At 70.3% G+C, this 13,524-nt stretch carries 14 protein-coding genes; 4 read left to right on the top strand and 10 right to left on the bottom strand.

Annotated elements, in window-relative coordinates; genetic code table 11:
• Positions 1-153: 153 nt before the first annotated feature.
• The 5 genes from ACQBAU_RS03515 to ACQBAU_RS03495 are packed head-to-tail and all read right to left on the bottom strand — an operon-like array spanning position 154 to position 4,196.
• Entirely contained in the window at positions 154-1,092 is a 939-nt protein-coding gene (locus ACQBAU_RS03515; protein ID WP_465255180.1) for an alpha/beta hydrolase family protein, read from the bottom strand.
• Positions 1,093-1,137: 45 nt separating this feature from the next.
• Positions 1,138-2,340, bottom strand: coding sequence for a zinc-dependent alcohol dehydrogenase (locus ACQBAU_RS03510; protein WP_465255181.1), 1,203 nt, complete (start codon positions 2,338-2,340; stop codon positions 1,138-1,140).
• 4 nt (positions 2,341-2,344) lie between these two features.
• The gene (locus ACQBAU_RS03505) at positions 2,345-2,674 is read right to left on the bottom strand and encodes a plasmid stabilization protein (RefSeq protein ID WP_434550200.1); all 330 of its coding nucleotides are present in this window, start codon (positions 2,672-2,674) and stop codon (positions 2,345-2,347) included.
• Positions 2,675-2,732: 58 nt separating this feature from the next.
• Positions 2,733-3,299 (bottom strand): type 1 glutamine amidotransferase domain-containing protein, encoded by a 567-nt coding sequence (locus ACQBAU_RS03500; RefSeq protein ID WP_434550201.1) that lies wholly within the window; start codon positions 3,297-3,299, stop codon positions 2,733-2,735.
• Positions 3,300-3,353: 54 nt separating this feature from the next.
• The gene (locus tag ACQBAU_RS03495) at positions 3,354-4,196 is read right to left on the bottom strand and encodes a sigma-70 family RNA polymerase sigma factor (RefSeq protein WP_434550202.1); all 843 of its coding nucleotides are present in this window, start codon (positions 4,194-4,196) and stop codon (positions 3,354-3,356) included.
• Between the two features lie 246 nt (positions 4,197-4,442).
• Between ACQBAU_RS03495 and ACQBAU_RS03490 the strand changes: the two genes are divergently transcribed.
• A complete protein-coding gene (locus ACQBAU_RS03490) occupies positions 4,443-5,468 on the top strand; it encodes an ATP-binding protein (protein WP_465259448.1) in 1,026 nt (341 codons plus the stop codon).
• A 14-nt stretch (positions 5,469-5,482) separates the two neighbouring features.
• On the opposite strand, the gene ACQBAU_RS03485 is transcribed toward ACQBAU_RS03490, so the two are convergent.
• A complete protein-coding gene (locus tag ACQBAU_RS03485; protein WP_465255183.1) occupies positions 5,483-7,180 on the bottom strand; it encodes a DUF2207 domain-containing protein in 1,698 nt (565 codons plus the stop codon).
• A gap of 139 nt (positions 7,181-7,319) precedes the next feature.
• On the opposite strand from ACQBAU_RS03485, the gene ACQBAU_RS03480 reads away from it, so the two are divergent.
• On the top strand, positions 7,320-8,444 hold the full coding sequence (locus ACQBAU_RS03480) for a neutral zinc metallopeptidase (protein ID WP_465255184.1): 1,125 nt from the start codon (positions 7,320-7,322) through the stop codon (positions 8,442-8,444).
• 75 nt (positions 8,445-8,519) lie between these two features.
• On the top strand, positions 8,520-9,605 hold the full coding sequence (locus ACQBAU_RS03475) for a neutral zinc metallopeptidase (protein WP_434550206.1): 1,086 nt from the start codon (positions 8,520-8,522) through the stop codon (positions 9,603-9,605).
• A gap of 1 nt (position 9,606) precedes the next feature.
• On the opposite strand, the gene ispF is transcribed toward ACQBAU_RS03475, so the two are convergent.
• The 3 genes from ispF to ACQBAU_RS03460 are packed head-to-tail and all read right to left on the bottom strand — an operon-like array spanning position 9,607 to position 11,335.
• On the bottom strand, positions 9,607-10,086 hold the full coding sequence (gene ispF, locus ACQBAU_RS03470) for a 2-C-methyl-D-erythritol 2,4-cyclodiphosphate synthase (protein WP_465255185.1): 480 nt from the start codon (positions 10,084-10,086) through the stop codon (positions 9,607-9,609).
• Positions 10,086-10,820, bottom strand: coding sequence for a 2-C-methyl-D-erythritol 4-phosphate cytidylyltransferase (gene ispD / locus ACQBAU_RS03465; RefSeq protein WP_434550208.1), 735 nt, complete (start codon positions 10,818-10,820; stop codon positions 10,086-10,088). The genes ispF and ispD overlap by 1 nt, the downstream gene beginning before the upstream one ends.
• A 29-nt stretch (positions 10,821-10,849) precedes the next feature.
• Positions 10,850-11,335 carry a CarD family transcriptional regulator gene (locus ACQBAU_RS03460; protein ID WP_434550209.1) on the bottom strand — a complete coding sequence of 162 codons (486 nt, stop codon included), beginning with the start codon at positions 11,333-11,335 and terminating at the stop codon, positions 10,850-10,852.
• Positions 11,336-11,572: 237 nt separating this feature from the next.
• Between ACQBAU_RS03460 and ACQBAU_RS03455 the strand changes: the two genes are divergently transcribed.
• On the top strand, positions 11,573-12,091 hold the full coding sequence (locus ACQBAU_RS03455) for a hypothetical protein (protein ID WP_434550210.1): 519 nt from the start codon (positions 11,573-11,575) through the stop codon (positions 12,089-12,091).
• A gap of 462 nt (positions 12,092-12,553) precedes the next feature.
• Here ACQBAU_RS03455 and ACQBAU_RS03450 read toward each other — a convergent pair whose 3' ends face one another.
• Positions 12,554-13,474: a ribose-phosphate diphosphokinase gene (locus ACQBAU_RS03450; protein WP_465259491.1), complete on the bottom strand. Its 921-nt coding sequence runs from the start codon at positions 13,472-13,474 to the stop codon at positions 12,554-12,556.
• Positions 13,475-13,524: the final 50 nt, after the last annotated feature.

The raw sequence follows: 13,524 nt of genomic DNA, 5'->3' as shown, positions 1-13,524 counted from the left end.
GCCGAAGGTCAGGGTGATCTCGACGGTGCTCTCGCCGCCCCAGCGTCCGAAGGTGAGCGCGCCGTAACCGGTGAGCAGCAGTGCGACAGCCCCCATGATCAACTCGAACCGTGCGGTCCGACGGCGGAGGTCGCGTGCCGTGGTGGCCACCGCTCAGTTTCCGCCCAGCTGATCGGCCAGCCAGTCGTACGCCTTCGTACGCACCTCGGGCGGGAAGTCGTGGGCACAGTCGGGATGCCAGACCTGCAAGGCATCCGGGGCGCCGGCACCGCGGTAGGCGGCTCGGGCGGTGGCCACCACCCGGTCGACGCTGTCGGCGACGAAGTTGTGGTCATGGGTCGGCGCGATCACCAGGGCCGGCCGGGGCGCCAGCGCCCCCAACAGATCGTCGAAGTCGAACGGGATCTCGTCGAGCCGACCACGGTACGAGGCGAGCTTCGGCATGTACCGCAGTTGGGTCCATCCCTCCCCCGGCTGCCAGATGGCCTCGTCGCCGCCCATGTAGTCGACGAACGAGTCGAGCCCGCAGCTCGACACCACCGCACCGATCCGTTCGTCGAACACCGCGGTGAACACCGAGTTGTGGCCGCCCAGTGAGTGCCCGATGGCTGCGACCGGCCCGGGCCGGACGACGTCGAGGGAGGCGAGCAGGTCGAGACCGCGCCGGTTGTCCCAGATCGCCTTCGCCGTCCCGGACTGCCAACCGCGACCGAGGATGTCGGGCTGGTGGTTCGCCAGCAGCGGGTACCCCGGTGCCAGCGTCACCCAACCCCGCTGGGCCAACTCGCTGGCATACCCGCGCCAGTTCCCGTTGCCCAACCCCACAACGGTTCCGTGGCCCACCACGTCGTTGGTGCCGTGCAGGCAGAGGGCCGCCGGCGCCGGCCGTTCGGCCGAGGCGTCGGCCGGCACGCACAGGTAGGCCGGCACCGGCACCTGGTCGGGCTCGGACCGGTAGTGCAGCAGCTGCCGCCGATAGCTGCCCAGGTCGACGTCCTCGACCACCTCGACGTCCAGCGGGCACTGCTTCTCGGTGCCCGGCTGTGGGCCCATGATCAACTCGGCCGTGGCCCTGGTCTGCTCAGCGTTCACCGCCCACATGGTAGTGGCCGCCCCGGGGCCGACCGGGGCAGCCACTCAGGGTTTCAGGATGACCTTGACCGCGCCGTCGGCCTTGCGCTGGAAGATGTCGTAGGCGTGCGGGGCCTCGGCCAGTGGCAGGCGATGGGTGGCGAAGTCGTCGACGCCCAACGGGTCGGCGTCGGTCAACAGCGGCAACAGCTCGCCGACCCAGCGCTTCACGTTCGCCTGCCCCATCCGCAGCTGGACCTGCTTGTCGAACATGGTCATCATCGGCATCGGGTCGACCATGCCGCCGTACACGCCGATCACCGAGACCGTGCCGCCACGCCGAACGATGTCGATGGCGGCGTACAGGGCGGCCATCCGATCCACACCGGCATGCGAGATGAGTGGTTCGGCAACCGCACCTGGGAGCATGCCCGCAGCCCGTTGGACCAGGCCCGCCACCGGTGAACCGTGCGCCTCCATCCCGACGGCATCGATCACCGCATCCGGCCCGCGCCCCTCGGTCCAGTCACGCAGGAGATCGGCCAGGTCGTCGCCGTGCTCGCGCAGGTCAACGGTCTCGATCCCACGGGCCCGTGCCCGGGCCAACCGCTCGGGCACCCGGTCGACACCGATCACCCGACCCACTGTGCGGTTCGGCGTGAGACCACCGTGCGCTGCGAGTCGGCAGGCCATGTCGCCGATCGGTCCCAGGCCGAGCACCACCAGCGTCCCGCCGTCAGGGACGTCGGCGTAGGCCACGGCCTGCTGTGCCGTCGGCAGGACGTCGGACAGGTAGATGAACCTGTCGTCCGGTGGGCCGGGGGGCACCTTGACGTGGGTGAACTGGGCCTGGGGCACACGGAGGTATTCCGCCTGGCCACCCGCCACCTGGCCGTACAACTTCGAGTAGCCGAACAGCGCCGCGCCGCTGCCCTGTTCCCGCACCTGCGTGGTCTCGCACTGGGTGTACAACGACCGGTCGCACATCCAGCAATGACCACACGAGATCTGGAACGGCACCACCACCCGGTCGCCGACCGCCAGGTCGCCGACCTCGGTCCCCACCTCCTCGACCACGCCCATCGCCTCGTGCCCCAGCACGTCGCCGGGTTCCATGAAGGCGCCGAGGAGTTCGTACAGGTGAAGGTCCGAGCCACAGATGTTGGTACTGCTCACCTTGATGATCGCGTCCGTGGGTTGCTCGACACGCGGGTCGTCGACGGTGTCGACCGACACCGTGCGTCGCCCCTGCCAGGTCAGGGCACGCATGGGCTCACCGCCCCAGGGCCTTGGCGAGCTCAGCCTTGGACATCGTGGAACGACCCTCCACGCCACGCTGCTTGGCCTCGTTGTAGAGCTGTTCCTTCGTCGGGCCACCGGGCCCCTGGTGCGACCGCTTCCCGCCGCGGTGCCCCGACGAGACGTCCTTCACCGACGACCGGCTCCGCTGCTTCGCCTCACCGCTGCGCGCACGTTCCTTGTTCACCGTCCGGGAGGCGATCTCCTCGGCCCGCTCCTCCCCGGTGCCCCGATCCTGCGCGCTCTCCTTGATGTGCTCGTACTGACGTTCCCGCTTCTTGCTCCAGGCCTGCTGCGGCATCATGTGCTCCTTCGTCGTCGATCATCGGTCGTCGTTGGTTCGTGTGCGGGTGCCCAAACGATCACTCCGGCGTGGCGGAGAACTCGTCGACCAAGGTCGTGCAGAACTGCGGAAGGTCGTCGGGCCTGCGGCTGGTGACCAGCGTCCAGTCGTTGGCGCCGCACACCACCACCTGGTCGTCCTGCCAGTCACCGCCGGCATTGCGGATGTCGGTGCCCAGACTCGGCCAACTGGTCAGCGACTTCCCGTCCACCACGTCGGCCTCCACCAGCATCCACGGCCCGTGGCAGATGGCTGCCACCGGGACCCGTTCGGCGACGAAGGCCCGGACCAGGCCGACGGCCTTGGACTGCATCCGCAGTTGGTCCGGGTTGGTCGTGCCGCCCGGGATGACCAACCCGGCGTAGTCGCCCGCCGACGCCTCGGCCACGGTGAGGTCGACGTCGAAGGTGTCCCCGGCCTCCACGTCGTGGTACATGGCCTGCACCTGCCCCCGCTCGGGAGCGATCAGCACGGGCTCACCACCGGCCCGGCGCACGGCCTCCCACGGGTCGGTCAGTTCAGCCTGCTCCACACCCGAGTTCGCCATCAGGAAGGCGACCTTCTTGCCCCGCAGTTGATCAGTCATGACCACCGGGTACCCCGGGACCGACCTTGCGAACCACCCGGCCGACGGGTCCGTTCAGGAGGCCTGGGGCTCGGGCTCGTCGGTGACGAGATCGCGCAGTTCGGCGAGGATACGTGCCAGCGAACGTGAGATGTGCATCTGGCTCACCCCGAACTCCTCGGCGATCTCCCGCTGGGTGCGCTCCTCGAAGAACCGCAGCCACAGCAGCTGCCGGTCCGTCGGCGACAGCCGGCGGCACGCGGGCCCGAGGGTGGTGACCACGTCGACCACGTCGAATCCGTCCTCCTGCTGCGCCACCGTGGTCGACAACGGTGCCCCGTCGAAGACCGTGGCGTCCAACGACGCAGGCCGGTAGCAGTCCCGTGTCCCCGCGGCCTCCGACACGTCGTGGGCATCCCCGTCGACCGCGGCGGCCAACTCGTCGTTGGTGGGGGTACGACCCAGCGACTGGGCCAGCTCGGGCCACGCCCGGTTCAACCGCGTCTGCAGTTCCTGCAGCCGACGGGGCGGCCGGATGGTCCACCCCTGGTCCCGGAAGTGTCGTTTCAGGCTGCCCAGGATCGTGGGTACGGCGAAGGCGAGGAAGTCCCCGCGATCGGGATCGAAACGATGGGCCGCCTCCACCAGGGCCAGTTCGGCCACCTGGACGAGGTCGTCGTCCTCCTCACCACGCCGGGAGTAGCGGTGGGCAAGGCTGACCGCCACCGGCAGGTTGCACACGACGACCGCGTCGAGCAGTTCGGCGTCCCGTTCCTCAGTACCGGTGCCCAGTTCCGCGTACAGGGCAGCCGTCCGTTCGGTACGGAGCTGGCGTTCGTCGCCGGACCGGTCCGGGGCGAACGGCGATGGGTCGGTGGGCGACGGGATGACGGGGAGGGGTGCGGTCCAAGCAGACATCGCGCGCTCGCTCTCGACGAAGCGTTCAGCGGCTGTTGGCTCAACCTGCGCCTCCAGTCAAGCAGCCGGACCACGATCAGGCAAGGGTTGGGTCCTGCCTCCCCTCGTGGGCGACGCTCGTTGTTCTGCCGGTTGATTGGGTACCGCACCATCGCCGGGGCAGGCACTGGACCGGTTCCGGGACCGGATCACCGTGGTCGACGGGAGGAGACCGTCGTGGACGCGCAGCACGACAATCGAATACCCGTGCTCACGGGGCTGGACGTGGCCGTCGGCCTGGATGACCGGCCTCGTCCGGGGCGTGAGCAGGGTGTCGGCTGGTGTGACCTGGCGCCGAGACCCGACGGATCGGTGGTGCTGGCGCTCGGTCGGTCGTACGGTGGCGACGACACGACGATGTCGTCGGCGCGGCAACTCCGGGAACGGATCCGGGCCGCGTCCGCCACCGGGCTCGACCTTCACGAGATCGCCCGCGAGCTGGACAGCACCACCCGGCGGTACGGGCCGGGCACCGACCTGGGGCTCGTCCTGGTGGGTCCGGAGCGGTCGCTCCTCCACGGCGTCACCCTCGGGCGGGCGGCCGGTGCGGTGTTCGACCTCGCGGGGTCCCACGACTTCCCGATCGGACAGGGCGGTCGTCCGGGCAGCGGTCGGCTCCCGCGCTCGGCGCCGGCTTCAACGGTGCGACCCGATCAGCTGCTGGTGCTGCAGACCCCGCCGCCGGCCGGCGGTCCGGACCGACAGGGCGCCCAGCTGATCGCCGCGCCAACGGTGGGCACCCCGATCCCGCTGGCGGATCGGCTGGCTCGAGCCCTGACCGACGACGGTGCCGGCGCCGTGCTGGTCGCGCAGAGTCGATTCGACGCGGACCTGGACGTGACGATTCCACGCGTCCCCGGCCGGTTGGGCCGATTGCGCTGGCAGGTCCACGACTGGAGCCGACACCTGCACCTGGATCCCCGCGACCAGTACGCCGTCGAGTTCCTGCTCAGCGAGGCCACCGCCAATGCCGTCGCCCACGGCGGCCCGGGGGACGGCACGGTGCGGTGCCGCGCGGAGGTGCGCCACGGCGGCGTGCAGATCTGCGTCACCGATGCCGGGCGGTGGGGCCGACCGGATCCGGGCCCGCCGCGACGTGGCCTCGCCCTGATCGCTGCGCTGGCCGACGACCTCACGATCGACCGTGACGAGCGCGGGACCGCCGTGCGGATGTGGCGCAGCCTGAGCCGGCCCCCGTACCGTCCGGCCACGGGGGTGGCGCCCGTCGGCTGAGGGCTGCGGCAGCCCTACCGGCTGAACAGCGTGCCGGAGACGGTGGTGATGAAGTTGCGCAGCGAGTCGGGCAGGTCGCGCAGGTGCCAGTTCTCCGGCCCGTGGTACCAGTCGAGGTCGGTGGAGTCGGGATCGTCGTCGCCGTCGGCGGCGACCAGTGCGTCCAGCCACCGGTCCGCACCACCGAGCACGACGGCGTACGGCAGCACCTCCGACAGCTCGTGCAACTCCCGGCCCTTCGGCATCTCGCTGGTCGAGTGGTTGTGCAGCTCGTGGCTGAGGCGCCCCAGGCCCTGCAGCAGGGCGGCGCCCGCCGTCGTCCGGGCCGGCATCTCCTGGGCGACGAAGACCAGACCGAGGGCGACCGCGACCAGCGCGAGACCGAGCAACCCGAACGTGGTGAACGCGACCAGCAGGCCGGTGCCGACCACGGCGACGACCAACGCCACCAGGGCGTAGGTGAGCCACGAGTTGCGGGTCTCGTCGGGACGCCGGTCGTACCACCCCTGGGCCACGACCTCGTCGTACAGCGCGTCCTGCAGGTCGGCCACCTTGGCCGGCACCCGCTCGGCCAGGTGGGAGACGCGCTCCCCCTCACCAACGGGTGCCACCGCGTCGAGCAGCTCGGCCTCGTACTTGGCCAGCTCGTCGGTGCCCTCGCGGCGGGTGAGCTGCCAGTCCGCCTGCGCGAACTCGCGCTCCCGCGGCAGCTCGGTGATCCGCAGGTGACCCCGCACCGCGAGATCGAGGATCGTCGCGGTCACGTCGATCGGGTCGACCCGCTCGTCGGAGACGGTGCCCACGTGACCGGGCCGGACCGCACCGAAGTGCTGGAACTCCGACTCGCCGTCGCCGACCGGGACGAACTCGCCGACCTTCTCGACCTTGTCGCCGTGGTGGGCGTCGCGGCCGGCCCGACGGTGCAGGGTCCACAGCACCAGGCCACCGATCAACAGCACGGCCAGCGCCGACAGCAGCTCGGCCGGGCCGGCGCCGAACGCACGGCCCAGCGACCAGCGGTGGTCGACGATCGCCGAGGCGGCGACGTCCTCCGGTGCGTACGGTGCGATCGCGGTCACCTGTTCACCGGGACCGCGCGGCCCGTCCACCCAGGTCGGGTGCGGGTTGTCGTGGGTGCCCTGGGCGGCCATCCGGCAGGCCGACGTCGAGTTGGGCGCACCGGCGTAGCAGCGGATCCCCTGGGCGACGGCGGGCGCCTCGACGGTCGCGGTCACCCGCTGCACGGCGAACTGCAGCCCCTGCAGCACGCGGTACTGGAAGACGTGGCTGTCACCCTCGTCGCGGACCGCACCGCGCACCGTGTACGACAGGGTCAGCGGGCCCGCCCCACCGGCGGTCGCGACGTCGATGTTCGTGTGGTCCTGCTGGACGTCGAGGGTCACCTCGGCGGGCTGGCCGGCGACGGTCGCGGTGACGTCGCTGAGCTCCTGGACGTACTGCACGTCACCGACGCCGTTCTCCCGGGTGGCGAACCGCTTGGTGAACGTGTCGGGCAGCGTCCCCTCGACGGTGTAGGTCTCGGTGACGGTCAGCACACCGTCCGCGGACAACTTGCCGGTGACGGTCAGGTCGGAGATCGAGGTCTCGGCACGTGCACTGCTGCTGGTCGAAGCCCAGAGGGTGACGGCCAGGGCGACCATCAGCAACACGGTGACGGCGGTACGTGATGCCGTCGAGGGGGTGGTCTTCACGGAAGCACATGCCTTTCGGACAGAACAGAGAAGTCGCGGCACGCGCCGACGGGGCAGGCCTACCGCCAACGTGTGTCGAGCACACTATTCCACAACGGCATGGTCAGCAGCGGACCCGAGGCTGCACTAATCTTCTCCCATGTCCTCTCCTCAGTCCTGGGGGCCACCGGGCCCGGGCCAGCAGCCGACCACCTGGGGCGGCCAACCATCATCCGGGTCCGGCTTCGGGTCCACAGGGTTCGGCCAGCCCGGCGCGGGCGGTCAGGCCCAGCCGTACTGGCAGCACCGACCGTCGACGGCACCGGCCGGCCGGCCGGTGGCGACTCCGCAGCCCGGTGGCGGCCGTCCCTCCGGCGGCAGCTCCAAGCGCAATCCGTTGTCGATCGTGTTGATCACGATGATCGGCCTGGTGGTGGCGGGGATCGCGGTGCTGATCGTGGTGGCGTTGGCCAACGCGGGCGGCGAGACCCGCTACGTCAACGAGGACTACACGCCCCCGCCGCCGGACCTGGCGCCGTCGGCGTTGCCGCAACCGACCACGATGGGCGAGGCGGAGAGCTGGACCTCCGACAACACGCTGTACGGGCAGACCTACCCCACCCCGGTGGCCTGCGACCTGCAGCCGATCGACCTTGACGCCGTCTCCGACGCCGAGCTCGAGGAGCACATGAACGTGCTGATGGGGTGCCTCACCGGTGCGTGGGTCATCCCGCTCGAGGCCGTGGGCCAGGAGATGCCGCGGCCGTCGGTGACGGTCTACCAGGGCGGCACCACCGTCAACACGCCGTGTGGTGAGCTGCCGGACATGAACGCGGTCTACTGCAGCCGCAACCAGCAGGTGTACTACTCCAACAACCTGCAGGACGCCATCCCCGAGCTGAAGCAGAGCCGGTACGGCGCCGAGCTGGTGATGGCCCACGAGTACGCCCATGCGGTACAGGGACGCTCCGGCATCCTGAACGCCCGGCTCGCGCTGATGAACGCCGTCAGTACCGAGGAGGAGGCGTACCGGATCAACCGTCGGCTGGAGGCGCAGGCCGACTGCTTCGCCGGGCTGTTCATCCGCTCGGCCTCACCTGCGCTGGGGATCGAACAGGCCGACCTGACCAGCTTCCAGGCCGTCTTCCGGGCCCTCGGCTCGTCGGAGCCCGGCAAGACCCACCCGATGTCGGAGTCGCGCACGTACTGGTCGCAGGTCGGCATGAGCACCGATGACATCGGTGCCTGCAACACCTTCACCGCACCTCCCGAGACCGTCGAGTAACGGCTCGGACAACTCCCGCGACCGGTTCGGCCGTCAGGGGTGGGCACAGCCCCCGACGGGCCGTACGCTCAGCTCATGACTCAGCCGTACGGTCGGCCCGCCCAGTCCGCCTGGGGCGCTCCGGCCGCATCCTCCGGGTTCGCCGGCCAGGGCTTCCCCGGCGCCGGATTCCCTGCCGGCAACGGATTCCCGGCCCAGCAGCCGGCCTCGGCACCGGCGTGGTCGGGCGGACCGAACCGACCGGCCGGGCCGAACCGTCCGGCCGGCCGGAGCAAGCCGTTGCTGGTGGTGTTGATCACCGGCATCGCGCTGGTCGTGGTCGCCATCGCGGTGTTGATCATCGTCGCGTTGACCACGGGCGGCGGCGACACCCGGTACGTCAACGAGGACTACACCCCGCCACCGGTCGACGCGGCGCCCGGGCCGTTGCCGCAACCGCAGACCGGCGCCGAGGCCAACGCCTTCCTGACCGAGAATCCGCTGTACCAGCAGGCGATCCCGACGCCGGTGAAGTGTGAGCTGGAGCCGATCGACCTGAACGCGTCGAGCGACGAGCAGATCGAGGTGCACCTCAACGAGCTGATGGGGTGCCTGCACGGTGCCTGGGTGGTGCCACTGGAGGCGGCCGGCTACGAGCTGCCGCGTCCGTCGGTGACGGTGTACTCGTCGCAGGTCACCACCAAGTGCGGTGAGCTGCCGATGGAGAACGCGGTCTACTGCTCCGGCGACCAGCAGATCTACTACGCCAACGACTACCACCTGGCCAGGACGTCGATCGCCGAGTCACGCTGGGGGGTCGACCTGGTGATGGGCCACGAGTTCGGCCACCACGTCCAGGGTCGGACGGGCATCCTGATCTCGAACCACCTGCTGCGACGGGCCGCCACCTCCGAGGCCGAGTCGATGACCATGAACCGCCGCTCGGAGGCCCAGGCCGACTGCTTCGCGGGGTTGTTCATGCGGACCGCCTCGGTCGCACTCGGGCTGACCGACGCCGACGTCGAGGCGTTCAAACGGGACCGTGCCGGAGCCGGCAGCCCACGGCCGGGGACCACGCACCCGCAGTCGGAGTCGCGGGTCTACTGGGCGTCGACCGGACTGAGCACCGACGCCGTCGGCAGCTGCAACACGTTCAGCGCCCCCGAGGAGACGGTTCAGTAGGTCACGGCTCCCGCGTGACGAGTGCCGTCGCGATGGCGGCGATGCCGTCACCTCGGCCGGTCATGCCGAGACCGTCGGTGGTGGTGGCCGACAGGCTGACCGGGGCGCCGATCGCCGCCGACATCAGCTGCTCCGCCTCACCCCGTCGCTCCCCGATCCGGGGTCGGTTGCCGATCAACTGCACCGCGACGTTGCCGACCTCGTAGCCGGCCTCGCGGACCCGCCGGGCCGTCTCGGTCAGGAAGGCGACCCCCGGGGCCGCCTGCCACTGCGGGTCAGCGGTGCCGTAGTTGCTGCCCAGGTCGCCGAGTCCGGCCGCCGACAGCAACGCGTCGGCGGCCGCATGGCAGACCACGTCCCCGTCGCTGTGTCCGTCCGGGCCGAAGTCCTCCTCGACGAAGTGGAGCCCGGCGATCATCATCGGCCGCCCGTGCCGCAGGGCGTGCACGTCGGTGCCGATGCCGGTCCGGATCTGGGTCATCAGGTGGGTCTCCCGTCGGACGTCGCGACAGCTCGGTCGGCCAGCAGTTGCTCGGCGACGACCAGGTCGACGTGGTTGGTGATCTTGAGCGCGTCGGTGGATCCGGCGACCAGCCGGGTCGGCACGTCGATGGCTTCACAGGCAGCGGCGTCGTCGGTGACGTCGAGCCCGCGGGCGGCCACCTGCTCATGGGCGGCCACCAGCGTGGCGAGATCGAAGCCCTGCGGGGTCTGGACGGCGACCAGTCCGGCGCGGTCGAGGGCCCGGGACCCGCCGTCGGCCAGCTGCCGGATCGAGTCGACCACGGGGACCGCCGGCACCACCGAGCGGGCACCGGACCGTACGCTCGCGATCACCTCGGCCACCACCGACGCCGGTGTCAGCGGCCGGGCTGCGTCGTGCACCAGCACGACCTGCGCCGTCGGGGCCAGCTGTCGGGCTGCCGCGAGCGCCAGCCGCACGGAGTCCTGTCGCCGCTCGCCACCACCGACCAACCGGAGCCGGTCGGCACCGAGCCGGAGTTGCTCGGCGGCGCGGGCGAAGTCGGCCTCGTCACCGGGTCGGATGCCGATCACCAGATGGGTGACGCCGCCGGCGAGCAGGCCGCGGGCGGCATGGACCAGCAGTGGTACGCCACCCAGCTCGCGGAGCGCCTTCGGCACGCCACCGCCGAGCCGAACGCCAGAACCGGCCGCCACCACGACGGCGACGACCGGTTCCGGACTGTTCTGCATCTGATTGTTCCGCGGTTGCGGGGAGCAGGTCAGGAGGCGAGGACCTCGTCCAACAGCAGCTCCGCCTTCTCCTCGGCCACGTCCTCGGCCAGGGCCAGCTCGGAGACCAGGATCTGCCGGGCCTTCGCCAGCATCCGCTTCTCGCCGGCCGACAGCCCGCGCTCCTTCTCCCGGCGCCACAGGTCACGCACGACCTCCGACACCTTCATCACGTTTCCGGAGTGCAACTTCTCCAGGTTCGCCTTGTACCGCCGCGACCAGTTGGTCGGTTCCTCGGTGTGCGGGGCCCGCAGGACACCGAACACCTTCTCCAACCCGGCAGCGTCCACCACGTCCCGGACGCCGACCAGATCAAGGTTGCAGGCGGGGACCCGGACGACCAGGTCGTTCTGCCCCACGATGCGGAGAACCAGGTACAGCTTGTCCTCCCCCTTGATCTGACGAGTTTCGATCTCTTCGATGACTGCCGCCCCATGATTGGGATAGACAACCGTTTCGCCAACTGTGAAGGTCATGTGCCAAGTACCCCTTTCCCAACGTCCATACTACCACGGCCAGGCTCGGTGTTTGACCTAGCCAGAGGGCAAATCGGCACCTCCCCAAGGGTTGACAGACGGCGTGATGTGTGCCGAGACCATTTCGTGACCATCGGCCCGCACCCCCTCCGGATGGGTGATCCGGTGCCGTGTGGGTAGGCTGAGCCCGGCTGAGCTCCGACCGTCGGCAGCCGTGTGTCCGAGGAGATTCCGACCGTGCCACTTCCCGCCCGTGTGACCCGTTACGTCGCCGCCGGCGTGCTGCTATGCAGTCTCGTCCTGGGGCTTGGCGCCTGCCAGTTCCAGTCGCTGCAGCCCAACACCCCGGCCGACGGCGTGAACACCTCCGTCGGGGCGGTGCAGGTGCGCAACCTGGCCATCTTCGTCACCGAGTCGGGCCAGGGCGTGCTGTCGGGCACGATCGTGGCCGACGAGGACGACACCCTGATCGGTGCCGGCGGGGCCGCCCTGAAGCCCGACGGCACCCCCGGTGCCGACCTGCAGATCACCAGCGCCAGCCGACTGCCGCTGCAGGCCGGCGTCCCGGTCGTGCTGACCGAGGAGGCGATCCACGTCTCCTCCCCCGACCTGCGTGCCGGACTGACCGCCCAGGTGCAGCTCGCCTTCAGCAATGCCGGTGCGGTGAGCATCGTCGTTCCGCTGCTGGACGCGAACTCCGCCCGATACCCGAACCTGGAGCTCCCCGAGCCGAGCTCATCGACCAACCAGGGCTGACCCGGCGTCACCATGCTGTTCGGCGGCCTGCACTCGTACGCCGGCATCTGACCGCCCCGCCGAGAGGGCAGTCGGAGAGGCGGCACCCCGCCGAGTGGGCACTTGGCGAGGTGCCGTCACGCCGAGAGGGCAGTAGGAGGGGCGATCGTGACCGAGGATTCCTCTCCAGGTGACCTATCGGTGACCGAGTTCGGATCGACACCCGCCCGTACGTCTCCCAAGCGTGTCGAGAGGGCAGTTGGCGAGGCGGCACCCCGCCGAGAGGGCAGTCGGCGAGGTGGCACCCCGCCGAGAGGACAGCTGGAGAGGTGACACCCCGCCCAGAGGGCACTTGGCGAGGTGCCGTCACGCCGAGAGGGCACTAGGAGAGGCGATCGTGTCGAGGATGCCTCTCCAGGTGACCTATCGGTGAGCAAGCTCCCGTGTGAGGGCCACGAGAGTGTGGGCGGGCCGAGGCAACGGCTACTCGACGGCCGGCACACCCGCGGGAGGCCGGTCGAACAGGCTGCTGACCGACTCGCCACGATTGGTCCGCCGGACCGCCTCGGCGAACAACGGCGTCACCGAGCAGGTGCGCATGTTCGGCAACGGTTCGGCGGCCGGGAACGGCACCGTGTCGGTGCTGACGATCTCGTCCACCCCGTCCAGCGCGGCCAACCGCTGCAGCGCCGGACCGGTGAACAGCCCGTGCGTACAGGCCACCGAGATCGTGCCCACACCGCGCTCCCGCAGCACGCGTACCAGCTCGGCGATCGACCCGCCGTTGGCGATCTCGTCGTCCAGCACGATCACGTCGCAACCGGCGACCTCGCCGACGATCGAGTCGATCACCACCTTGTCGTCGGCCATCCGCCGCTTGGACCCGGCAGCGACGTCGACGCCTAGCAGGTCGGCCATCTGGGAGGCCACCTTGGCGTTGCCCAGGTCGGGCGAGACGACGACCGTACGGGACAGGTCGCGGCCCTGACCGGCGAAGTGATTGGCCAGTGCCGGTACGGCGCTGAGGTGGTCGATCGGCACCGAGAAGAACCCGTGCACCTGGGGCGAGTGGAGGGCCATCGTGATCACCCGGGTGGCGCCGCTGGCCACCAGCAGGTCGGCCACCAGCCGACCGCCGATGGAGATCCGTGACGCGTCCTTCTTGTCCGACCGGGCGTACGAGAAGTGCGGGATCACGGCCGTGACGTGGGTGGCACTGGCACCCCGTGCGGCGTCGAGCATCAACAGCAGCTCGACCAGGTTCTCCTGCACCGGCGGCACCAGAGGCTGCACGATGTAGACGTCGCGCCGCCGACAGTTCGCCTCCAACTGCACCTGCAGGCAGTCGTTGGAGAACCGGGTGGTCCGGGCGGGCTGCAACTCGACGCCCAGCGACTCGCACATGCGGCGGGCGAACTCGGGATGGGCCGAACCGGCGAAGACCGTGATGTCGT

This window comes from Carbonicoccus niuqiaonis (assembly GCF_050157065.1).
Lineage (GTDB): Bacteria > Actinomycetota > Actinomycetes > Propionibacteriales > Propionibacteriaceae > Avipropionibacterium.
This window is presented reverse-complemented; position numbering and strand designations above follow the sequence as displayed.